Genomic DNA, 22,439 nt, shown 5'->3' with positions numbered 1-22,439 from the left:
TATTCTTCCAGTTAAATTATCGCGTTCTCAATATCATCATGCATGGTAGCATATGGATCTGTTTGTGCTTTAAACTGTGTTACCAGCTTATCTGTAAGATTAAGCAGGGTATCAAACTGCACAACCGCTGTATCAACCAGGGCTTCGCCCAGATTTTGCAAAGATGAACTTATTTTTTCACGGTTCTCCCTTCCTTTGCCCGGCGCAAATAAAAGTCCTAAGGTAACACCTGCAGCTAAGCCTGCAAGTAAGAATACCGCTCCTTTTGAAGTGTTGCTCATATTAGTATAAATTGTATCTTAATAAATTGGTTTACAAAGCCCATCAAGCGAAAGGCGTTGCAAATTACTAAATTTTATAACGTTTTCCGAAATGCAACAGTACATTTTGCATCTCCTATTTTATGTAATAATAACGTAAACCCGGGGTTAATGTTTCCCCAAAAGCCTAAAAGTGCGTAAACGCAACATTGCCAAATAGTAAGCAACAAGCACTTGCCAATTTAAAATTGATATTATCCAAACACCCCACAATTCCCGTCATCAAGTCACCCAACAAAATAAAATCATTTTAAATAAAAAACCCCGGCGCTTGCCAGGGTTCCCGTAGTTATAACGGTAATCTTTCAAACTTGCGCTGTAGCTTTAAGCCACTTTCAACTTTTTTAAATCCGACTTATCAAATTTTTCCAAAGCGTAATCCAATGTAACTACCAGGCTTTTCACATCCTTTTTAGATGGAAACTCAAACATGGCATCTATCATAATGGCTTCGCAGATGGAACGGAGGCCACGGGCGCCTAATTTAAATTCCATTGCTTTGTCAACAATAAAGCTCAATGTCTCCGGCTCAAAATCAAGGCTAATCCCTTCGTATTCAAACAGCTTTTTATACTGTTTCAACAACGAGTTTTTAGGCTCTGTTAAAATATTGGCTAAAGCCTCCCTATCCAGCGGGTTAAGGTAAGTTAACACAGGTAGGCGGCCTATCAACTCGGGTATCAGACCAAACGCTTTTAAATCCTGTGGGGTAATGTATTTGTAGAGGTTTTTCATATCAACCTCATGGTCTTCGTTTTTAAATTTATAACCCACCGTTTGGGTGCGCAACCGGTTAGCAATTTTTTTCTCAATACCATCAAAAGCGCCACCGCAAATAAATAGTATATTGCTGGTGTTCACCGTAATCATTTTCTGATCGGGGTGTTTACGCCCACCTTGTGGTGGTACATTAACCATAGTGCCTTCAAGTATTTTTAACAATGCCTGTTGTACACCCTCGCCCGATACATCACGGGTAATAGAAGGATTATCACTTTTACGGGCAATTTTATCCACCTCGTCAATATAAACAATACCGCGCTCCGCAGTAGTTACATCGTAATCAGCGGCCTGCAATAACCTGGTTAAAATACTTTCAACGTCCTCTCCTACATACCCGGCTTCGGTTAATACCGTTGCATCACAAATACAGAAAGGTACATTCAATACTTTGGCTATGGTTTTTGCCAGCAGGGTTTTACCTGTACCGGTTTCACCAACCATAATAATGTTTGATTTTTCTATCTCAACCTCGTCCTTATCTACTTTTTGGTTCAAACGCTTGTAGTGGTTATACACCGCAACTGATAACACCTTCTTAGCATCATCCTGGCCTATAACGTATTGATCCAGGTGAGCTTTTATTTCAAATGGTTTCAGGATAGTGGCCGCCAGATTAGGATTTTTAACCTTGCGTACCTTCATTTCTTCGGCTAATATTTCGTTGGCCTGGTTCACACACTTATCACAAATATGAGCATCCAAACCAGCGATCAGCATCAAAGAGTCCTGCTTTCCGGCTCCACAAAACGAACACTTGATCTCTTTGCTGTTTTTATTCATCACCATTAGTTTAGTTATCAAAAATACAATTTATTATTAAAAATGTCATTGTAAAATTGACAATATCAATCCACAATGACATTTTTAACCTTTTACGCCCACCAAAAAAACTTTAATGGTGTACTAATTACACTAATCAACCCAATTCAAGGTTAATAGTTTTAATTAATTTTTTGCGTTGCCTCTTAAAATCTCATCCACCATACCAAATTCTTTGGCTTCTTCGGCAATCATCCAGTAATCACGATCAGATGCATCCCAAACTTTTTCGTACGAGGCACCACTGTGATCGGCAATAATCTGGTATAACTCCTTTTTCAATTTGGTAATTTCATGGTAGGTGATCTCAATGTCAGACTGCTGACCCTGAGCGCCTCCGGATGGCTGGTGAATCATCACCCGCGAGTGTGGCAATGCAGCACGTTTACCTGCAGTACCAGCACAAAGTAATACAGCGCCCATTGAGGCCGCCATACCGGTGCAAATGGTAGCAACATCGTTGCTTATAAATTGCATTGTATCATAAATACCTAAACCGGCATAAACCGAGCCACCTGGCGAGTTGATGTAGATCTGGATATCACGTTTAGCATCGGCCGATTGTAAGAACAACAACTGCGCCTGGATGATGTTGGCATTGGTATCATAAATAGCATCACCTAAAAAGATAATTCTATCCATCATCAAACGCGAAAACACATCCATTTGAGCAACATTTAACTGGCGCTCTTCGATAATATAAGGCGTCATGCTGGTTGGGATGCGGCTGCTCTCAACACGTGATATAAAGCCATCAACAGCAAGGCTATTGATGCGATGGTGCTTTACAGCATATTTGCGAAATTCATTTTTGTCGATATTCATAGTTTTTAGTGGTTATGGCTGGGTACTAATATATAGCACTCAGGTGTAATTGTTATAGCAAATTAAAATTTTTTAATTTAATTAATTGTGGGTATTGGGTCATTTTGATTGAGGTACGTTGATGTTACTTTTTACACGCCTGGCTAATTTGATATAATAATCTCAAATTGGGGTAAATACTCATTTGTACTCCCAAATTGCAAATCAGGTTGGCGTTGCCTTCGGCCCGGGCTATCCATTACAAGTCCTCGCTCCTCTCCGGGCTTTTCACTGCTATCCCTAACGCGGCATCCTTCATAGCTACGCTGATATTACTAATAAATCGCCCCTCTCCAAGCGTCATTACGAGGTACGAAGCAATCGCACGGAGACATGTTCGCCCTGCATAGTTCGAGATTATTAATTTGTGTTATTTTTTATTGGTATTAATGAGCTCCCTTCGGTCGGTTGTCTTCGTTCCTCGCAATAACACTTTTATAATGGCCGTCAAAAACTTAAGAAGACCTCACATAGCGTAAAAAGCAATCTCTACGTAGGCGGCGCGGAACTTTACGTAAATCCTGTATAGCTTAGAGATTGCTTCGTCGTACCTCCTCGCAATGACGAGTTGGAGTAAAAAGCATATGTTTTAAAAAGCAGATGCCAGGCATGTGCCCGGCATCCATTTAAAGTCATAAAGTACTCCCAACAACTGGGAGCATATAGCAGGGAGAGCCAGCTTAGGCCGGCAGTTTAGCAAATTCCTCGCTGCTTATTTCCTTTTTATCCAAGGTTACAACGGTTTTCAAATAATCTAAAGTTTTTAAAGCCTTTAGTTCTTCAAAAATTTTGTTGCCGTTCTCTTTGTTTTGCAGGTATTGTACCGTGTACTGGCCTAATTGCTCATCGCTTAAAGGCTGAGGGCTATACATGCGAAACTGGGCATCCAAACGTTGTTTTGCAAGGGCAAATACTTCGTCGTATTTAATTTCAATTTCGTTATCCTTAACAATCTTGTTTTCAATCAAGGTCCATTTCAGGTTTTTAGCAAAATTGTCGTAATCTTTATCCAGATCTTCCTGAGTCAGTTTATCGTTGGTGGCTAATAACCAGCGCTTTAAAAACTCATCAGGCAATTCAAAATTAACTTTATCCATTACCAGGTTATAAAGGTCATTTTGTAACCTGCGGTCACTGTCCTGAACCATCATACCTTCTACCTCTTCGGTAATTTTGGCTCTAAATTCTTCTTCGGTGGTTACTGTGCCTTCACCAAATAGCTTGTCAAAGAACTCCTGGTTCAAATCACTTTCTTCCAGGCGGTTTACATTTTTAACGGTTAACTGAAAATCCGACTTTAAATCGGCAGCCTCGTCTTCTTCAATTTTCAATAGAGCGGCAACTTTAGCTGCATCATTATCAAAAGCCTTTTGAATATCAAATGTAATTACATCATCTTTCTTTAAGCCGATCAGCGAAGCTTTAACTTCTTCGTTTTTGATCTGGTCTAAGCGGATAGATGCAGTATTGCTAATTCCATCTTCAAAAACAGAACCATCTGCTGAAAGTTGCTTCAACTCGCTATAAAGTACGTCATCATCTGCCGATACGTCAGGATTTGTCATCTTGCCATAGCCACGGCGGATGTTTTTGATCCTTTCGGCCAAAGTAGCCTCATCAGCCTTAATTACGTATTCGGTAGCTTTATCTTTCGACGATATGTCGATCGTAAACTCAGGCGCTACGCCCATTTCGTAGTTAAACTCAAAATTATCGGTAAAATCCCAATTGAATTCTTTCTCGCGATCAATCTTTGGTAAAGGCTGACCTAACACATCGATATTATTCTCACTGATATAGTTGGTTAACGAATCATTCAGCAGGCTATTAACTTCTTCAACCAAAATACTTTTACCGTACATCCGCTTAATATGCGACGGCGGAACCATTCCCGGACGAAAACCCGCTATTTTAGCTTTTTTTGCCTGGTCTTTAATTGTTTTTTCAACACGCGGATTATAATCTTCGGGCTGTAGCGTAATGGTCAATATTGAATTTAGGTTGTCAATTTTTTCCTGTGTAATGTTCATTTTTTTGGTATTCTATATCGTTTACAAAAAATTTGCAGAGGCGTTTTAAGTCCCCGTAATTAACCAAAACTTTTTTTCCGGTTTTGGAGGTGCAAAGGTATTAATTTTTTTTATTTTTTAATCTGGCGGCTGCTTGTTAATCGGGCAGAGCAATTACAATGCTGCATTAGGACTTAACCCCGGTGCTTTGCTGCTAAAGGTTGGATAATATCATCAATGATATACCTGTTGCTAAATATTAAAGCTGTTTAATAACGAATTGGAGATCCGGCCCAAATAATACCATATGCTACTGATCAATGGCTTGCAGTACGCGGGTAAAATTACCGTTGATGATAAAAATTGTAGTAGCCCGGACGTGACCTTTTTTGTCTTTTTTATAGGTATAGGTATGCCGCACCTGCCACCTTTGCTGGCCTGAATTATCTTTTGCACTTTTATTTATAGCATTAAGGGCGCGTTCTATCGAATCAGCCTTAGCCTTATACAATGATCTATCCGGTGCTTTTGATAATAACAACTTCGTGCTATCAAGTTGCCTCAGCAGCCGCGATTTTGCTGCACTATCAGGGGATAAACCCAACCAGGGTTGCGGTTCGTCAAAAATTAACGGACGATAGCCGCGGTATTTCAAACTTGTTTCGCAATAGCGATCTATAAGTTCGCGGGCTTTTTCGTTTTTCGACTGCGAGCAAGAAGCAAGAGTCAACACAGCTACGGCTAATATTCTAATCGTTTTCAGCATCCTATGTCCAGACTTGAAGTTTATATCCAACCTATCTTTACCATATAAAAATACGTGCTTCAAATGATATTTCAGAGGGGACTAAATTTTGATAATGGCAAAAATTCAGGTTAATAAGCTTAATATTTTAAAATAATGATAAAATATGAGGATTTTAATACTAATTGCTTCCTCAGGATGGTCAACTAATCGCATCAACAGGCTAATTATTTACCGTCCGAGGATGTATCAAATAGACGCACTAACGGGCGAAAATCAAAAAACCCCTGCCATAGGTTGGCAAGGGTTTCTTTTTTATAAGCTGATACTTATCGGCTAATTATTTTTGACCAAATTCAGCGTTGGCATCCAAAGTAACTTCATCGCTCAATACACCTGAAGGAAAACTTGCACCGATATTGAAGTCGCTACGTTTGATAACTCCGGTTAATTTAAAACCAGCAACCGCTTTTTTGCTCATTGGGTTCATCCCGGTGCGGGCAATGGCATCTAACGAAATAGTTTTTGTAACACCATGTAAGGTTAAGTTACCTACAACTTTGTAATTGTTACCGCTTACTTTTTTAAATGATGTACTTTTAAAAGTCAATGTAGGGAATTTAGCAACATCTAAAAACGAGTCGCCTTTAATGTGCTTGTCGCGGGCGTCATTATCAGTCGAGATGCTGTTTGCATCAGCAGTAAAATCAACTGTGGCATTGTTAAAATCGTCGCCGGGGGCAGTGATGGTAGCATCAAAGCTTTTAAAAGAACCTTCAACATCAGATACCATTAAGTGGGTGATGCTGAAACCTAATTTTGCGTGGGCTTTGTCCACGGTCCATGTTGTTGGCGCAATGGTTTTAAAGGCTAATAAGAAAGCGGAGATTGATACCGCGGCGATCATTGTAACTTTTTTCATGACTTTTTTTGTTTGATTTTTGTTTACTAATATATACTTTATCAATTAATTCTGATTTGTTATCATCTTAATTTGATTTCAAAGGTATAAAAGAAATATACATGTTACAACACATAAAAGCCAAATATGATATTAACGTGAAAAACATCACATCACACGAACTGGTTAACAGCGGCAGCATCCAAAATACTACTTTAATAACCAACAGTTTACATTATTCGGCCTTTTTAAGATAGCAGCTTGCTAAAGGCTAAATCATGGTGCGAAAGGTGAGATTAACCCGCGGGTGGCTTACTTTTTTAGTTTTGGGCAAAGCATGCTGCCAGTTGGTTTGTGTGGTGCCTTTCATCACCAGTAAACTCCCATGCTCCAACATCACCGACCGGGTTTCTTTATTTACTTTATGTTTTAAGCTAAACTTTCGTTCGGCGCCTAAGCTTAGCGATGCGATGGTGGTATCTTTACCTAAGGATTTTTCATCATCGCTGTGCCAGGCCATACCTTCGTCGCCGTTATGGTATAAATTTAACAAGCATGAATTGAATTTATCCCCGGTTAAGCCTTCCACTAAGTTTTTCAGTTCCAATAATTCCGTGGTCCAGGCCAGAGCTTCCTTGGTTGTTCCAGAATAGGTATAGCTATAGCCATCATTGCCGTACCAGGCTACCCTCCTCTTGGTAATGATATGCTTGCCAAAAATAACTGCTTCATCATTCTTCCAGGCCACCTTATCCAGCAAGGCACCGAGGTATTGGTTCGCTTTGGCTTGATCAAGCACAGGCCCGTAGTAATTAACTTCGCCGTCAAAAGGCAGAATATTGATGGGAAACTCTATATCGAACAAATTCATCGGTACAAATTTAGGGCTCCCGCCCGAAGAATAAAATCCGTTTCTTGCGGATGAGTACAACAATTGATGATGAAACTAAGGGCGGACGTGCCTGCGCACAGTTGCGTCGCCACTACTTATAACAAGTTTAGTTATAAGCCAGGCATGGTACAAAGTAGTATCAAAACACATTGAACAGCGCTACGCTCCACGTCCTTCGACGGGCTTATAAGGGCGTCTTCTTAAGTTATTGAAAGTAACGAACCCCGCCAACCGGAAAAAAATACGGATGACGTTTGAACCTTGTAGATTGTTAGGTGCAGAAAGATAGTGCGCAAAGGCCTGACTGCACGCCGGGCCGGGAGCTGGCCTGTGGGTGGAAGGATCGGGCAGTCTTGACTTTTTGGTTCTTTTTTGTCAAGAAAAAAGAACAAAGCCCTTCCCGCGGCGACTGAGCGGGCCGATGATCTAAATTAAAAATACTGATTATTGACGCAATAAAAATCATTGATAATAAACAACTTAAGAAGACGTCATTATAAAAAACCAAGCAATCGCGAACAATACAGAGCGAGCGTTCCTCCGTGGTTGCTTCGTTCCTGCCGATGACATAGTTTAAGATGCTTTTTAAAAGTCATCCCTGTTTTTTCCGGGCACCCGATGGCTTACTCAGGATGATAGCTTTCGCGCCAACAAAACAGGCTTTACACTGTACATGGTGAATTTATATGGCCGCTCTGCACAAATATACACGTTGCCCCACACCTCATTAAAAACATTTAAACGCCCTTATCCAGCAAAGCGTCCCATAATATCTCCGCCGGATGCAGCGCTTTAACCGCCGTGCCATCTTTAATTTGATGGCGGCAGCTGGTACCTGCGGCAGCTATCAGCACACCTTCTGTCGCTGCCCTAACCTGTGGGAACAATACCAACTCGCCTACTTTAACAGAGATATCGAAATGTTCTTTTTCATACCCAAAGGAACCGGCCATTCCGCAGCAGCCGGACGGGATGAGTTCAACCTTGTAATTTTGTGGTAACGATAATATGGCTTGCGTTGGCAATAGCGCGTTCAATGCTTTTTGGTAACAATGCCCGTGCAATTTAATCAACTTGGCCTCGGTAGTAAATTGCTCCCTAAGCACCCGCTTTTGAGCAACCTCGCGCATTAAAAACTCTTCTAACAAAAAGCTATTTTTGGATAATAGTTGCGCCTTCTCCTGCAATCCGGCAGAGGCGAGGTCGGGGTATTCATCCCGGAAGGTTAAAATAGCCGAAGGCTCAATCCCGACCAACGGCGCATCGGCACTCACTACATCACCAAGCATCCTGATGTTTTCTTCTGCTATTTGTTTAGCCTTGCGCAACATACCTTTTGATAAATAGGTACGGCCACTCTCCAGGTGCCCAGGTATAACCACTTCATAACCGAGGGCGGTCAGCAGCATCACGGTTGTTTTGCCTATTTCAACATCGTTATAATTGGTAAACTCGTCGCAAAACAAATTAACAACCGGCAATTTTACGGTGTGGTACCGGTTAGCTCTTCGTTTTTTGTCCCAATCTTTTTTCCAGTTGCGCAATGTTTGTTTGCCTACAGCGGGTAATGACCGCCCCTGTGCAAAGCCAGCCAACTTTTTAATTAAGCCGCCGGTAAATTGCTGCGAGATGATATAATTGTATAACGACGGCATCAACGAAGCCATTTGTTGCATCTTGGTAAAATTGCCAATCATCCAGGTACGGAATGGCACGCCGTTGGCATCGTAATAATGCTGCAGAAACTCGGCCTTCATTTTGGCCACGTCCACGCTCGATGGGCACTCGGATTTACAGCCTTTACAGCTCAAACATAAATCCATCACCTCTTTAATTTCTTTGTGATTAAAAGGGTTGCTGTTTTCTGATACGGTTAAAAACTGGCGTAAAATATTGGCACGGGCGCGTGTGGTATCCTTCTCCTGAAGGGTAGCCATATAGGATGGGCACATGGTTCCGCCGGTTACATGCGTTTTACGGCAATCGCCTGAGCCGGAACATTTTTCTGCTAACCTCAGGATCCCTTCTTGCTTGGAGAAGTCGAATATCGTCGGGATGGTTTTGCCCTTATGCTTTGCTTCGTAACGCAAATGCGTATTGATGGCGGGCGTATCTACAATTTTGCCAGCGTTAAAGATATGATCCGGGTCGAAAGAGCTTTTCACCTGCTTAAAGAGATCATAAACCTCCTCTCCCATCATAAACGGAATAAACTCGCCGCGCAAACGTCCGTCGCCATGTTCGCCGCTTAACGAGCCGTTATATTTTTTAACCAGTACTGCGGTTTCTTTTAGCACGGTACGAAACAGCGCCTGCCCACTTTCAGTTTTCAGATCTATCATCGGCTCAACATGCAGTTCACCGGCTCCGGCATGGGCGTAATATGATGCATGGAGCTCATGCCGTTTCAGCAGGGCCTGCAAATCGGCAATATAGGCGGGTAAGTCCTCAGGCGATACGGCACAATCTTCTATCAAGTTAACCGGCTGCTTATCGCCCGGTAAATTGCGTATCAAGCCTAAGCCAGCTTTACGCACATCCCAGGCCAGTTTAGCTTCGTTTCCGCTCAATACGGGATAGGCGTACCCTAAACCGGCCAGCTTTAAATCGGCAATCAGCGCTTCCGACCTTTGCCTTACTTCATCAGCATCATCCCCCATAAACTCAGCCATTAAAATAGCCTCCGGTTCGCCCTCTATAAAAAAGCGGTTGTGTTGGTAAGTGGAGTGCCCCTTGGTAAAATCCATAATGTAGCGGTCAACCAGCTCGGATGCTACCGGTTTATGCTTCAAAATAACCAGGTTGGCCTGTAGCGCTTCCTGGAGGGAATTAAAATGGACGCACACCAAATTATCCATGGCGGGTGGCAAGGGTAATAAATTGAGCTTGGCTTCGGTAACAAAGGCCAATGTACCTTCAGACCCGGCCAGGAGCTTACACAAATTAAAGGGCTTGCCAGGCGTATCGCGAAGCAAAAAATCAAGCGCATAACCGGTATTACGCCGTGTTAATGTTTTTTTGGGATAGTTTTGATTGATGAGCGCTACATTCTTAGCATTGGTAACCAACTCGTTTACCTGCTGATAAATTTTACCTTCCAAGGTATTCAAGGTTAGCTTGCCCTGTAATTCGGCTTCGTTTAAAGCTTTAAGTTGAACCACTTCGCCATTGCTTAAATATACTTTGGCTTCGAGCAAATGATCGCGGGTATCACCCCAGGCGATAGAATGTAACCCGCAGGAGTTATTTCCGATCATCCCGCCTATCATGGCCCGGCTGGATGTAGAAGTCTCGGGGCCAAACATCAACTGGTATGGCCGTAAAACCGCATTCAGGTCATCACGCACTATGCCGGGTTGCACGCGCACCCACTTTTCTTCGGTATTAACTTCTGTTACCTGTTTAAAATATTTCGATATATCAACGATGATCCCGCTGCTAACCACCTGGCCGGCTAAAGAGGTTCCGGCGGCACGCGGCACTAAGGTTATTTTATGCCGACCTGCAAATGCGATTAATAAACTGATATCAGCCTCCGTTTTAGGTACGGCAACGGCCACAGGTTTTTCCTGGTAAACGGAAGCATCTGTTGAATAAACCCGCTTTTGCGCTTCGTGCAACACAGAGTTATCAAAATAAAGCTCTCCACTAAATTGTTTACTCAGTGCGGAAAAAGAATCAGTCAAGTCAATCATACTTCAAATTTAAGCAGATGCCCGGAAAGCGCTAACATAAAATGAACAAAGCTTGACTATTTAAGTTAGATAAGATGACGATTTGTTGCGGATTATTATGTTAAACGGTTATATAAACCATGAGGTGTAATTTATATTTCTTGAATATTGAAATATATCCGGGCATTTGCCGTCTAACGATCAAATAATTTGTAAATATTAGCACATCAATGAAATACCGTCTACTCCTAATTATTTTGGCATGGGTTATTGCCGACATTTATTTTTTCCAGGCATTTAAAACCCTTACCACTAATGCCCTGGTGTTATCTGGCTATTGGATGGTAGATGTTTTGTTGGCTGTTGGCGTTGTATTGTTAGCAGGCCTTCGGGGAGCGAACCGCGAGTCGGCCCGGTTGGTTTCCTGGTTAATGGCCCTGATGCTACTCACCCTGATACCTAAAATATTAGGCACCCCTGTTTTGTTACTGGAGGATATTACCCGCTTGTTCAGGCATTTTCCGCCAAGGCTCCCCTGGGTAAGCGAGTTGGCCATGTTGGTTGCCATCGCCGTCTTCGTAAGCCTGGTATACGGAATTACAGGAGGCAGGCATCATTATAAGGTACACCGTATTACCTTAAAGTTTGACGATCTGCCGGATGCATTTGATGGCTTTACGCTTACCCAATTATCCGATATACACGCGGGTAGTTTTACCAGCAAAAAAGGGGTTGAAAAAGGTATAGCCATGGTTAATGATCAAAAAAGTGATTTGATATTGTTTACCGGCGACCTGGTTAATAACCGCGCTTCTGAAATGGATCCGTGGATAGCATCCTTCGCCAAATTACAGGCGCCACTTGGCAAATATTCGGTATTGGGTAACCATGATTATGGCGACTATGTGCAGTGGGAAAGTAAGGAAGCACAGGCCGCAAATTTAAGTCGCTTAAAAGCGGTACACCCGCAGATTGGCTTCAAATTATTACTCAACGAATCAATTACCATCGAGAAAGATGGACAATCTATTGTTTTGATCGGGGTTGAAAATTGGGGCAAAGGCGGCTTCCATAAATACGGCAGCTTAACCCAGGCAGCAGAAAACGTACCCGACGAAAAATTCAAGATCCTGCTCTCGCATGATCCCTCACACTGGGAAGCGCAAACGCTTGATCATTTAAAGCATATTAATTTAACGCTGGCCGGGCACACGCATGGCATGCAATTTGGCATCGAATTGTTCGGCTTTCAATGGAGCCCGGTGAAATACATTTATCCGCAATGGGCCGGTATTTATCAAAAAGGCGACAAATATCTGTACGTTAACCGAGGCTTTGGATATTTAGGTTTTAAGGGGCGATTGGGAATTTGGCCGGAGATTACGGTAATTACACTGAAGAAAAAAACAGTTTAATATGTTGAGGTAAAGCATAAAATGATGGCTCCGTTCTTAAAAAAACGGAACCATTATTTTAGCATGTCTTAGCTTTTGTCGGCTGTTAATTGCTGCCTTTGATCAAAGGGATCACTTTGGTGCCTATCAACTCAATCGAACTCATCAATTGATCATGCGTTAAGCCAGCATTATCCATCTGAAAAGTAAACCTGTCCACTCCGCCCAGGGCCTCGCTATGTCTCAATAGCTTTTCGGCAACCTGTTCCGGCCCTCCTACTACTAATACACCGCGTGGAGCAATCAACGAATCAAACTGTGCTTTGGTTACAGGTGGCCAGCCACGTTCGCGGCCCAGTTTGGTCCATAGTTCGGCATATCCCGGATAGTAGTCGGCTATAGCCTGTTCCGTTGTTGACGCTACATAGCCAGGCGAATGTAAACCTACCTTGAGCTGATCGGGCCTAAACCCTGCCCTTTGCCCGGCCTCGCGGTACAAATCAACTAAGGGACGAAAGCGGTGTGTTTCGCCGCCAATAACGGCTACCATCAATGGTAATCCCAGGCTTCCGGCCCGGGCAAACGATTCGGGTGTGCCGCCCACACCTAACCATATGGGTAATTTTTGTTGTAAAGGCCTGGGGTAAACCGGCAGATGATCTAAAGCGGGGCGAAACTTGCCCGACCAGGTAACGTATTCGTTATCGCGGATGTTTAACAACAGATCGAGCTTTTCTTTAAAAAGTTGATCGTAATCATTAAGGCTAAAGCCAAACAAAGGATAGGCTTCTACAGATGATCCGCGGCCAACAACAATCTCGGCCCTTCCTTTGGAGATCAGATCCAGCGTAGCAAAACTTTGGTATACCCTTACCGGGTCGGCGGCGCTTAAAACCGTAACCGCGCTGGTTAAACGGATGCGCTTTGTACGTGCTGCAGCGGCAGCCAGTATAACAGCAGTAGCCGAATCTAAAAATTCCTTTTTATGATGCTCGCCAATGCCAAAAACATCAAGCCCGGTCTGATCGGCCAACTCAATCCTCTCCAGCAGTTGCGCCATCGCGTCAACACTGCTCAGGCTATTATTAGTGCCGTACATTGCCGAGGCAAAGCTGTCTATTCCTATTTCCATTAATATTTTAATAAATCTCCGCTTATAAGGAGCATGATAAAACTTAGCATGCAGTTAGTCCCTTACATTAGTTAAGGGACTAACTGTACACTATCCTGTGATCTGGTAGAGCAATAAATTGTTGATTAATTCAACTTCCAGTCGGGCCTTTCAAAGTGGCAAGTGTACCCATATGGATTTTTCTGCAAATAATCCTGGTGCTCCACTTCCGCATTCCAAAAATCGGTTGCCGGAACCACTTCGGTAATAATTTTACCCGGCCAAACGCCCGATGCATCCATTTCCGCTATCAAAGCGTTCGCTATATCGCGCTGGGTTTCATTCATAAAAAAAATTGCAGAGCGATATGATGTTCCGATATCATTTCCCTGCCTGTTGCGTGTTGTTGGATCGTGGATCTGGAAGAAATATTCAAGAAGCTTCCGGTACGACAAAACTGACGGATCAAATGTAACTTCTATTCCTTCGGCATGCGTTCCATGGTTGCGGTAAGTAGCATTCGGAACATCGCCCCCGGTATAACCCACCACGGTTGAAGTAACACCGGGCAAATGTCTGATCAGTTCTTCTACTCCCCAAAAGCACCCACCGGCCAAAATAGCTTTTTCAGTATTCATAATAATTTTAACTTTCTTTTTATTTTAATAAAGGTATAATACAAATAGATAAATGACAATAGCGCACGCCATGCGATCGCTATAAATGGCACGGTTTAGACAATCGGTATCGCAGTTTACTTCATCAAACCTCCCTTTAACATATACGTTCCTGCTCGGTATCATCAAAAAGAAAGGGCAATTTTCAGCGTGAAAATTGCCCTTTCTTTTTCTAAGGAATAGAATTTAATATGCTGTTTTGCAACTACCTGGCAAACATCTGCCGCGGTGGTAGCTGCTTATGCATACCTTACCTTTTATTTAATAAAGGCCATCGCTGCTTTTCCATCAGGATTACTTAATGTAAATCCAAGTAACCTGGAAACAGTTGGCGCAACATCTTCCAAACCTATCGAATCCAAAGCCACGCCGTTTTTAACACCGGCACCGGCAATAATAAAGCCTGTTTGTATTTCAGGCACATCGGGAAAATAGCCATGCGCGCCACCCTTTTTAGGGCCTACCAGGTTACCTGTATTGCTATCCTGAATATATACGCCTTTGGCTGCAGCCAAGGCAAACATGGCGTGTGGGTCTGCCCCAATTTTGTCCAGTTCGTCGCGCTCTACAATTCTAAACATTTGTTTGTATTCGTCCGGAATTTCGGCTAACTTCTTCCGCACCCTTGCCAATGTTTTCAGATCCTTATTATCCCTAAGCTGGAAAAATGCCGCCCCACCTGCTGATTGAAATTTAGCAACAGGCTCTTCTGCCCCCACCTGGCTGTCTATACCAATTTCCTTTAGCCAGATATTGGGCGACAGCGTTTTATTAATATCTAAAAATCCATGATCGCCGGTAATAATAATTGTGGTATTATCGGTTAAACCAGCCTTGGCAATGGCATCTATGATGTTCATTACAGCATGGTCCGCAGAGGCTACCGCCTTAACCACACCGGCACCGGTACGGCCTTCTTTATGCTCGGCACCGTCTACCCCGGCAATATGAAAGCTTAAAAAGTTCGGTTTGTATTTCACAATCATATAAGCGGCCATACGGCTGTTGTTTTCGTCCATCGCCAACGAACTTAAATTGAGGTCTTCCCCCGGCACGTTACCTATGGCATATTGCTCCATTTCTTCTAACAAACCTTTAGGAGTTGCATAGGCCGAAATTGCACTTTTGCGGTCTGCCATATTTGTTTCCGACCAAATTTCGGGCAGATTGTAATCTATTTCTGCTCCAACCGATACCGGCCAGGATACCGAGGCCGATTTTAATCCGGCTTTTCTTACCGCTTGCCAAAGGGTTTCTGCTTTAATTTTCTTACTCTCTGTTGTCCAAACATATTTCCGCTGATCGTCAGGCATCAAATTATAGGTAATTCCATGCTTTGCCGGAAATGTGCCGGTAATCAGCGTAGTATGCGAGGGGTAAGTTACGCTTGGGAAGATACACCGTACACCTTTAGCATACGATCCTCCTTTCATCAGGGCCTGCAAATTAGGTGCGGGCCAGCTTTTATCCAGGTAAAAATCCGGCCTGAAACCGTCAATACTAATCAGGATGACGTGCTTAGCTGCTTGTGAAAAAACATCGGTAGTTAAAAACAATGCCGTTGCAAGGCTGATTGCCTTAAGTCTATTTTGATATTTCATTGCTTAATTAATAAAGGGGAAAATTTCTTTTGCTGTTTTATTGCTTACCAGTACTTTATTCATATCGTACTTCATGGTTACCACACCCGTTGCGGTATTATTTGTAAAATCATCCATGCCTTTACCCAACGGAATAAAGGAAGGGATCTGGGCAACCATATCCGCCGCCTTTACATTGGGGTTATTCAGTTGCTCGGTTTGTGATACCGGGAATTTGATACCCAGGTCGGTCATCCTACGGCCTTCCGAGATAAATATCTCCTGCCTCATCCGGTAAACCAGGTATAACAAGGCATCTTGCGTAGTGGCGGCATTGATATCATCGGCGGTAACCTTGGTGCCCGATATGGTAGCAATAGTGATATTGCCTGCCTGGCGGTTTAATACATAACCAGAACGCTCTATATCGTTGGCATCAAATTTAACCTTCACTGCCGTTAACGGATAATCTGTACGGTTGCCGCCATTGCGGGTTTCTTTTGCGTCGTTCAATGATGCAGTAGCGCGGTTGGCAATCACCTGGGTAAGTAAATTTTTCAGCGTTGTTTGTGCTCCGGTTAAATCATTTTGAGATACCTGCACTTCGGCTACAATAAGGTACGCTTCTTCGGATTTGATATAGCTCACCGGTTTCTGATCCAGGGCAACGGTACCTGTGTTATAATATTTAGGATCCAGGAAGTCGAGTCGCGGAAGCGGCGCAAACTCATTGTTGGTTGAAGAGAAAATATAGGTTTGAAAATCGTTCGGCGCAGAATTTGATCCGTCAAAAACCTGTTGTTTCAATAAAAGCGGGTTCGCCATAGCTGCTGTAGCAAATGCTTTTGCGTTGGTGGCATCGCCCATATCGTAATAAACCCTTGCCTTAAGCAGCGTATAAGCTAACTTCTCGGTAGCATCAGGTTGAAAAGCAATAGCCTGATCCAAAGCGGTTAGCGCAAGTGCATAATGGGCCGCCGGGTTTAATACCGGGCCCTTGTCTGTACCGGGTAAGCCAACAAAGAGTTCGCCGCTCAATACATGCGAGTAGGCATTAAAAAAATACATTTCTGCTTTTTGAGCCGGTGTGGTGGTGGCATCGGCAGTTACAACTTTTGATATACCATATTCCGAAGATACCCTTAAACGTTGGATAGCCGATTGAATAGAATTTACATCTAAGTCATAATTATCGATCTGAGGGATATCAAATACCTTGTTGCTCAAGGTCCGGTTGTTGTAATAGTTATCAGATACAAGCTCCGTATTAACAATCACCTGGTTTAAGGTTAGGGCCATTTGCCTTCTCAGCCCGGTTAACCAGGTGGTTGATACGTTGGTGGTTGTTAAATAAACATCATCAGTAATATTGGGGTTATCTACCTTGCAACCGGCTATAAAGGCACAGGCAACAACAGCCATTAAAATATTTTTTATATACGTTTTCATTTTATTTCTATTAAAAATTAACCCTTAGTGAAGTGAGGAATTGCCTTGGGGCCGAATACGTTGAGTAAGAAATACCACCGGTAGTTGCGCCATTTTGGCCTTGCGAGCTGCCGCTGATGGTTGCTTCAGGATCAAAGCTGGAAGTTGCGAAGTTGAGCGGGTTAACCACCGAGAAGCCTAAGTTTACGCCTCTAACCGCTCCCTTCCAGATTTTGGGCTTAAAGGTATAATTTGCTCCAATGGTTCTCACTTTAATAAAGTCTGTTTTTTCTACAAAGCGGTTAGTGATATCCAGCCACCTTGTGCGACCGCTTTTGTCAATTTCCGCCTGTGGTATACCTTCGGTAGAGGCACTGTAGTAAAACCTGAACTGCCTGTCGAAGGAAACGGCGTAGGCACCTTTCTGGTAATCGGCGTTGGTGAAGAAATTAAATGACTTATACTGAAAATTCAATCCCATGCTGCCGAAAAGGTTGGGGATGGTTGTTCCCAGATCTTGCTGGGCAGTAGTACTGGTTATCAATCCGGCTGAGTTAAATACGGCATAGTTACCACGGATATAACCTACGGGGTAACCTTCCTGAACTACAGTTTGGACGGTACGGGCACTAAAACCGTTAATGTTAAACGCTGCTGCACCACCCGAGCTCAACACCATATTGTACAAGGTATTTACCGATAAATTGAACTTTAAACTATAATCAGCGCTTTTTAAAGGCGTTAAAACAGTATTGAACTCCAGGCCACGATTTAAAATTTTACCTACGTTTTGCAGTTGGCTGGTTTCGCCGGTAGACGGTGCCGGCGGCACTACAAACAAGGCATCATTGGTAATGGAATGATAGAAACCCGCCGACAGGATAACCCTGTCATTCAAAAATCCCAGATCAACACCGGCCTCGTAGGTGGCAGTTTTTTCGGGCTTTAAACTGGCATTTCCCGGTTGCCCGAAAGAAGCAGCCTGAGCTCCGTTAAAGCCAACAAAAGCTATGGTCCTCTCGTTAGCAAAAGCCGTTGGAAAATTACCCGCCAGACCATAGTTACCGCGCACCTTGGCCGATGACACTACCTTGCTGATGGCATCAAAATATTTTTCGGCACTTGGTATGTAAGAAAACCCAACCTTTGGATAATACTGCACGCCTATGTTTTTACCAAAGGCCGAGTTACCATCGCCACGTAAGCCAAGGTCCAGGAAAGCTTTATTTTTATAACCTACGTTTTCCTGCAGGTAAACGCCATAGTTAACTACTTTTAAATAATACTCGTCGCTGGTTTTTGTAGCCGCTATGCCAATGGTTTGCGCACCATCCCTGATGTTGGATCCCAGGTATTCTATCTGATGATCTTCATTTCTGAATAACTGTGTGCCGGCTGTAGTAATAAACGAAAAATCATTGATCTTGGCTGTGTACTGGCCGTTAAGCTCAAAGGTTAAGCCTAAGTAATTACGATCATAGTTATCGATGCTTCCCTGATCGGTAATGTTGGTATTGGTAGTGTATGACAGGTATTGATTAGTGGTTACAACCTGCTGCGTTTGTGCGCGGTAATCCACCCCGCCGGTTGCTTTAAAGGTCAGGTTTTTTAATGGCTGATATTTAAATACCTGTGATGTTTGAAACCTGTTAACGCTGATGCCGTTGTTTTGCAAACTCTCGGCCTCATCAACATAAGTTTTGATAGCGGCATATTCGGCATCGGTCAGGTTGTCTAAATCATTTTTAAATTTAGGACCTGTGATTGCCGATGCACCGCTTTCGGCAAACCATAAACCGGTATAACCACCCTGGTTACCATTACGATTGCGCTTGTACCGGTTATTGATATAGCTGAACGAGCTTTCGTAAGTAACTTTAGAACCCAAATTGGCCCTTAAGCCTGTACGCAGGTCAATCCGCTGGTTACTGTTCTGATCGTAGATTTGCGTGCCAGTGCTGTTTTGGTACCCGCCCGAAAAGCTGTAGCCAAAGTTACTGTCGCCGCCATTAAGTGAAAGGTGATGCTTTTGATAAAAGCCGTTTTCAAAAAGCAGGTCTTTGGTACGCTTAAAGTGCAGGTAATCCGCAGTTGGCGTTTCCACCCCCATTTGAGTTTCCAAAGTGATGTCTGTTTTATCGGCACCACCTTTTTTGGTAATAATTTGTATCACACCATTTGCCGCGTCAGATCCGTATAAGGTTGTGGCTGCACCACCGTTTACAAACTCTATTTTCTCGATATTATCCATCGGAATATCTGAAATTGAACTGATAGCCGCGCCGGTGGTACTACCGCCGCCTAAAGTTGCCTTCGTATTCAAATTATCCATCCTTACCCCATCAACATAAATTATTGGCGTTGAACTGATGAAAGCAGAATTTACGCCCCTGGAGCGGATGATTGAGGTAGCGCCCGCCTGGCCGCCCGTTAACCTGATTTGGGCGTTAGGCAATTTAGCTTGCAAAAGCTGGTCGATCCGCTGCGCCGGAATGTCCCTTAGGTCTTTTTCACTAATGCTAACCACATTGGATGATAGCCTTCGTTTGCTGATATCCATACCCTGGCCGGTAACAACAACCTCATCTAAACCCAGGTTATCTTCTTCCAACTGGATATTTATTGAAATACTGCCGCTGTTTCTGGCAACTGGAACCTCTTTAAGCTTATACCCGATATAGCTAAAAGAGATGGAAACGTCTTCTTTATCCTGCGGGATAGTAAGCTTATAAACACCTTTTCCATCTGTTTGCGTACCCGATAACATCCCTTTAACCTTTACGTTTACGCCGGGCAAAGTGATGCCAGTGCGCTTATCGGTTACCACGCCATATACACTCATGGCTGCAAATACGCGCTTAACATCAATAATGATGTATTTATCGCCTATTTGCTTCACTTCCAGGTTGGAGTTCCCGGTGATCTGTTTCAGGATATCGGCTACCGATTTTTGCTTCACACTGATATTGACCAGAGCGGCATCCGGCAGGTCATTGTTTTTGTATCCAATGATAAAAGGACTTTGTTTTTGAATCAGATCCAGTACTTTTTTTAAAGGAAGATCCTTTGCCGTCAGGTCTATTTTCACTTCATTCATTGACTGGCCTGCGGATGTACCGGCATAAATCAAGGCGTTTGAAAGGAAGAGCAGGGCTATTGTTAGCTTCATTTTTAAATTAAAAAAGGGCCATAACGGGTGTTTGCAACCCGGATAATTTTTTTGCATATTTGATAAATTTTTAATGTTTTACACGATTCATTGGAAATACCGGGCATTGCTGCAATGCCTGGAAGAAGCCGGAAGTGTTAGCGCATTCCCGGCTTTTTTATATTTTTAAGTTTTTCTACATAGGGCTTTATTTTATAGTGATTTGATTATCCGCGTAAACAAATTTCCGCCTGGTAAGTACCGACAGGGTTTGCAGTACCACCTTCATCGATTCCTTACCGAAACTAATGGTATACCTGTCCTTCAAATTAGCGGCAACCGTATTAACAACTTTAATGTTATAATAGCGTTGCAGTTGCCTGGCTATATCGCTGATGGTGGCATTGTCGATATATAGTTTGTTGCTGCTCCAGGCAGTAAGCAGTTCGGTATCTTCAATTTTTAATTCGGTGTTTCCTGTGGCTTTATAGAAACTCAGCGTGGCGCCTTTGGTCATGCCCTGGGCGAGAATTTTGTTGTGCCCATTAACCATGCCGGATACTTTTACTTTACCGGTTAAAACCGCAACCTTTATTTTTTCCAGGTCAGGATAAGCGTTAATATTGAAGGAGGTTCCAACAACGCGGGTTTCCAAATTTCCGGAATGGATGAAAAAGGGTTTGTCGGGATTTTTGGCAACTTTAAAAAATGCCTCTCCAATCAGCGTTACATCGCGGCGCTTGTCACCAAAATCTTTCGAGATCACCAACTTACTCCCAACGTTAAGCAACACCTCAGAGCCGTCGGCCAGGTGAAGTTGCTTATGCTCTCCCCTACCCGTAAACAGCACAATCTCTTTTTTTGCAGACTCTCTTAACGCGGTAACGCGACTGTAAATCACAATACCCGCAGTTATCAATAACAGGCAGGCGGCAGCATATTTTAGGTAATGCGGCCTCAACCAATGGTTACTGCCGGTAATTTTACGCCTTAAGTAAAGCTGAATGCTTTGTTTTAATTTATCCTTTAATACCGCATCGTTCAGTGCGGGGTCTTGCTCATCGCCGACACCTAAGCTTTGGTACCATGAGTTAACTGCTTCCTGCTCTTCAAGGCTGGCTTGGCTGTTGATATATTTTGTAAGGATAGCTTTTAGCTCCTGTTGGTTCTTTTTGTTTGACATCACTACAATAGATATCACACCCAACAGCCGGAAGTACTTTAAGCCAACATTAACAATACATCAATTATTTGTAATGCAGCATCGCAGCGAGCGCCACCACCAGGTAAGCACTATGGTCGGAGTTGTACTCCCCCAATCTAAACCGGATTTTCTGCAATGCGCTGCTGATGTTGTTTTTAACTGTTTGCTCTGAAAGGGAAAGTTTTTGAGCTATTTCTTTTATAGTTAACTCTTGCTCCCTGCTTAAACGGTAGGGCACCTGCAAACGTTCGGGCAGGCTGCTTACCTCCGTATCAACCAGTTGCTGAAGTTCTTTAAGTAAAAAAGGGTCGTCGGTTTTTATGCCAGAAGGGCTGTTGATCGCTAAAGATAAAACGGCTTCATCGGCCACAGTAATTCCGGGGCGTATAAAGTAATTGATTACCGCATATTTGGCTGCACTGAATAAGTAAGGCGCAATTTGGCCATTTTGAGCAATAACTATTGTAGCCCTGTTTTTCCATAAGCCCAAAAAAATGTCCTGAACAATATCTTTTGCATCGTCCTGGTTTTTAATCTTCATCCAGATATGGCGGTATAATTCTTCCCAATACCTGTCTACCAATGCCGTAAACGCTAAATGATTATCATTTTTAATGAGCTCGATTAAATTATGATCAGGGGCCTGCTTCATACCAGGGCAAAATTACAAGTGAAGCATAAACTCCATATTAAATTTATGTACTTTATTAGGCTGATGCCGGGCTTATCCGTTGCGATGAAATCCCTCAGCCGAAACTATTATTGTAATTATTGATCACGGTTGGCTGCCTCAGAAATCCGGCATGGTAGTTTATTTGTTTTTGCAACCGGGTGATTGAAATACAGGACTGAATATGAGCGGCAGAGCCGGACGCGGCCCATCAATTTAA

At 43.1% G+C, this 22,439-nt stretch carries 17 protein-coding genes; 2 read left to right on the top strand and 15 right to left on the bottom strand.

The window, feature by feature from the left end; genetic code table 11:
* Positions 1–11: 11 nt before the first annotated feature.
* From MUCPA_RS27080 to MUCPA_RS27055, 6 genes are all read right to left on the bottom strand, one after another.
* Positions 12–281 (bottom strand): YtxH domain-containing protein, encoded by a 270-nt coding sequence (locus MUCPA_RS27080; RefSeq protein ID WP_008510806.1) that lies wholly within the window; start codon positions 279–281, stop codon positions 12–14.
* Between the two features lie 363 nt (positions 282–644).
* Positions 645–1,883, bottom strand: coding sequence for an ATP-dependent Clp protease ATP-binding subunit ClpX (gene clpX, locus MUCPA_RS27075; RefSeq protein WP_008510804.1), 1,239 nt, complete (start codon positions 1,881–1,883; stop codon positions 645–647).
* Positions 1,884–2,048: 165 nt separating this feature from the next.
* Entirely contained in the window at positions 2,049–2,747 is a 699-nt protein-coding gene (gene clpP, locus MUCPA_RS27070) for an ATP-dependent Clp endopeptidase proteolytic subunit ClpP (protein WP_008510803.1), read from the bottom strand.
* Positions 2,748–3,466: 719 nt separating this feature from the next.
* Positions 3,467–4,816 carry a trigger factor gene (tig, locus tag MUCPA_RS27065; RefSeq protein ID WP_008510802.1) on the bottom strand — a complete coding sequence of 450 codons (1,350 nt, stop codon included), beginning with the start codon at positions 4,814–4,816 and terminating at the stop codon, positions 3,467–3,469.
* A gap of 289 nt (positions 4,817–5,105) precedes the next feature.
* The gene (locus tag MUCPA_RS27060) at positions 5,106–5,561 is read right to left on the bottom strand and encodes a hypothetical protein (protein ID WP_040626508.1); all 456 of its coding nucleotides are present in this window, start codon (positions 5,559–5,561) and stop codon (positions 5,106–5,108) included.
* Positions 5,562–5,880: 319 nt separating this feature from the next.
* A complete protein-coding gene (locus MUCPA_RS27055; protein ID WP_008510795.1) occupies positions 5,881–6,462 on the bottom strand; it encodes a YceI family protein in 582 nt (193 codons plus the stop codon).
* A gap of 101 nt (positions 6,463–6,563) precedes the next feature.
* Here MUCPA_RS27055 and MUCPA_RS39335 point away from each other — a divergent pair, with 101 nt between their 5' ends.
* Complete coding sequence (locus MUCPA_RS39335; protein ID WP_008510793.1) at positions 6,564–6,698, top strand: hypothetical protein; 135 nt, start codon at positions 6,564–6,566, stop codon at positions 6,696–6,698.
* 14 nt (positions 6,699–6,712) lie between these two features.
* Here MUCPA_RS39335 and MUCPA_RS27050 read toward each other — a convergent pair whose 3' ends face one another.
* Together MUCPA_RS27050 and MUCPA_RS27045 are read right to left on the bottom strand one after the other, a co-directional pair.
* Entirely contained in the window at positions 6,713–7,312 is a 600-nt protein-coding gene (locus MUCPA_RS27050; protein WP_008510791.1) for an alpha-ketoglutarate-dependent dioxygenase AlkB family protein, read from the bottom strand.
* Between the two features lie 758 nt (positions 7,313–8,070).
* Complete coding sequence (locus tag MUCPA_RS27045) at positions 8,071–11,028, bottom strand: FAD-binding and (Fe-S)-binding domain-containing protein (protein WP_008510790.1); 2,958 nt, start codon at positions 11,026–11,028, stop codon at positions 8,071–8,073.
* Between the two features lie 209 nt (positions 11,029–11,237).
* Between MUCPA_RS27045 and MUCPA_RS27040 the strand changes: the two genes are divergently transcribed.
* Positions 11,238–12,422: a metallophosphoesterase gene (locus MUCPA_RS27040; protein WP_008510788.1), complete on the top strand. Its 1,185-nt coding sequence runs from the start codon at positions 11,238–11,240 to the stop codon at positions 12,420–12,422.
* An 85-nt stretch (positions 12,423–12,507) separates the two neighbouring features.
* Here MUCPA_RS27040 and MUCPA_RS27035 read toward each other — a convergent pair whose 3' ends face one another.
* From MUCPA_RS27035 to MUCPA_RS27005, 7 genes are all read right to left on the bottom strand, one after another.
* The gene (locus tag MUCPA_RS27035) at positions 12,508–13,533 is read right to left on the bottom strand and encodes an LLM class flavin-dependent oxidoreductase (RefSeq protein ID WP_008510787.1); all 1,026 of its coding nucleotides are present in this window, start codon (positions 13,531–13,533) and stop codon (positions 12,508–12,510) included.
* A 125-nt stretch (positions 13,534–13,658) separates the two neighbouring features.
* Positions 13,659–14,150, bottom strand: coding sequence for a peptide-methionine (S)-S-oxide reductase MsrA (msrA, locus tag MUCPA_RS27030; RefSeq protein ID WP_008510785.1), 492 nt, complete (start codon positions 14,148–14,150; stop codon positions 13,659–13,661).
* Between the two features lie 296 nt (positions 14,151–14,446).
* Positions 14,447–15,790, bottom strand: a complete 1,344-nt coding sequence (locus MUCPA_RS27025) for an alkaline phosphatase family protein (RefSeq protein WP_008510783.1) — start codon at positions 15,788–15,790, stop codon at positions 14,447–14,449.
* 3 nt (positions 15,791–15,793) lie between these two features.
* Positions 15,794–17,218, bottom strand: coding sequence for a hypothetical protein (locus MUCPA_RS27020; RefSeq protein WP_008510782.1), 1,425 nt, complete (start codon positions 17,216–17,218; stop codon positions 15,794–15,796).
* 10 nt (positions 17,219–17,228) lie between these two features.
* On the bottom strand, positions 17,229–20,366 hold the full coding sequence (locus MUCPA_RS27015; RefSeq protein WP_040628153.1) for a TonB-dependent receptor domain-containing protein: 3,138 nt from the start codon (positions 20,364–20,366) through the stop codon (positions 17,229–17,231).
* Positions 20,367–20,553: 187 nt separating this feature from the next.
* Positions 20,554–21,528 (bottom strand): FecR family protein, encoded by a 975-nt coding sequence (locus MUCPA_RS27010; protein ID WP_040626506.1) that lies wholly within the window; start codon positions 21,526–21,528, stop codon positions 20,554–20,556.
* 64 nt (positions 21,529–21,592) lie between these two features.
* Positions 21,593–22,201 (bottom strand): RNA polymerase sigma factor, encoded by a 609-nt coding sequence (locus MUCPA_RS27005; protein ID WP_008510779.1) that lies wholly within the window; start codon positions 22,199–22,201, stop codon positions 21,593–21,595.
* Positions 22,202–22,439 lie beyond the last annotated feature (238 nt).

Origin of the sequence: Mucilaginibacter paludis DSM 18603 (genome assembly GCF_000166195.2) — a bacterium.
GTDB classification, from domain to species: Bacteria; Bacteroidota; Bacteroidia; order Sphingobacteriales; family Sphingobacteriaceae; genus Mucilaginibacter; species Mucilaginibacter paludis.
The sequence above is the reverse complement of the archived record's forward strand: the minus strand, read 5'-3'. Positions and strand labels throughout refer to the sequence as shown.

Excerpts from the sequence above, each read along its gene's own strand:
- MUCPA_RS27020 (WP_008510782.1), bottom strand. The coding sequence starts at position 17,218 with ATGAAAACGTATATAAAAAATATTTTAATGGCTGTTGTTGCCTGTGCC.
- clpX (WP_008510804.1), bottom strand. The coding sequence starts at position 1,883 with ATGAATAAAAACAGCAAAGAGATCAAGTGTTCGTTTTGTGGAGCCGGA.
- clpP (WP_008510803.1), bottom strand. The coding sequence starts at position 2,747 with ATGAATATCGACAAAAATGAATTTCGCAAATATGCTGTAAAGCACCAT.
- MUCPA_RS27035 (WP_008510787.1), bottom strand. The coding sequence starts at position 13,533 with ATGGAAATAGGAATAGACAGCTTTGCCTCGGCAATGTACGGCACTAAT.
- MUCPA_RS27080 (WP_008510806.1), bottom strand. The coding sequence starts at position 281 with ATGAGCAACACTTCAAAAGGAGCGGTATTCTTACTTGCAGGCTTAGCT.
- MUCPA_RS27045 (WP_008510790.1), bottom strand. The coding sequence starts at position 11,028 with ATGATTGACTTGACTGATTCTTTTTCCGCACTGAGTAAACAATTTAGT.
- MUCPA_RS27060 (WP_040626508.1), bottom strand. The coding sequence starts at position 5,561 with ATGCTGAAAACGATTAGAATATTAGCCGTAGCTGTGTTGACTCTTGCT.
- MUCPA_RS27015 (WP_040628153.1), bottom strand. The coding sequence starts at position 20,366 with ATGAAGCTAACAATAGCCCTGCTCTTCCTTTCAAACGCCTTGATTTAT.
- MUCPA_RS27040 (WP_008510788.1), top strand. The coding sequence starts at position 11,238 with ATGAAATACCGTCTACTCCTAATTATTTTGGCATGGGTTATTGCCGAC.
- MUCPA_RS39335 (WP_008510793.1), top strand. The coding sequence starts at position 6,564 with ATGTTACAACACATAAAAGCCAAATATGATATTAACGTGAAAAACATC.
- tig (WP_008510802.1), bottom strand. The coding sequence starts at position 4,816 with ATGAACATTACACAGGAAAAAATTGACAACCTAAATTCAATATTGACC.
- MUCPA_RS27010 (WP_040626506.1), bottom strand. The coding sequence starts at position 21,528 with ATGTCAAACAAAAAGAACCAACAGGAGCTAAAAGCTATCCTTACAAAA.
- MUCPA_RS27025 (WP_008510783.1), bottom strand. The coding sequence starts at position 15,790 with ATGAAATATCAAAATAGACTTAAGGCAATCAGCCTTGCAACGGCATTG.
- MUCPA_RS27055 (WP_008510795.1), bottom strand. The coding sequence starts at position 6,462 with ATGAAAAAAGTTACAATGATCGCCGCGGTATCAATCTCCGCTTTCTTA.
- MUCPA_RS27005 (WP_008510779.1), bottom strand. The coding sequence starts at position 22,201 with ATGAAGCAGGCCCCTGATCATAATTTAATCGAGCTCATTAAAAATGAT.
- msrA (WP_008510785.1), bottom strand. The coding sequence starts at position 14,150 with ATGAATACTGAAAAAGCTATTTTGGCCGGTGGGTGCTTTTGGGGAGTA.
- MUCPA_RS27050 (WP_008510791.1), bottom strand. The coding sequence starts at position 7,312 with ATGAATTTGTTCGATATAGAGTTTCCCATCAATATTCTGCCTTTTGAC.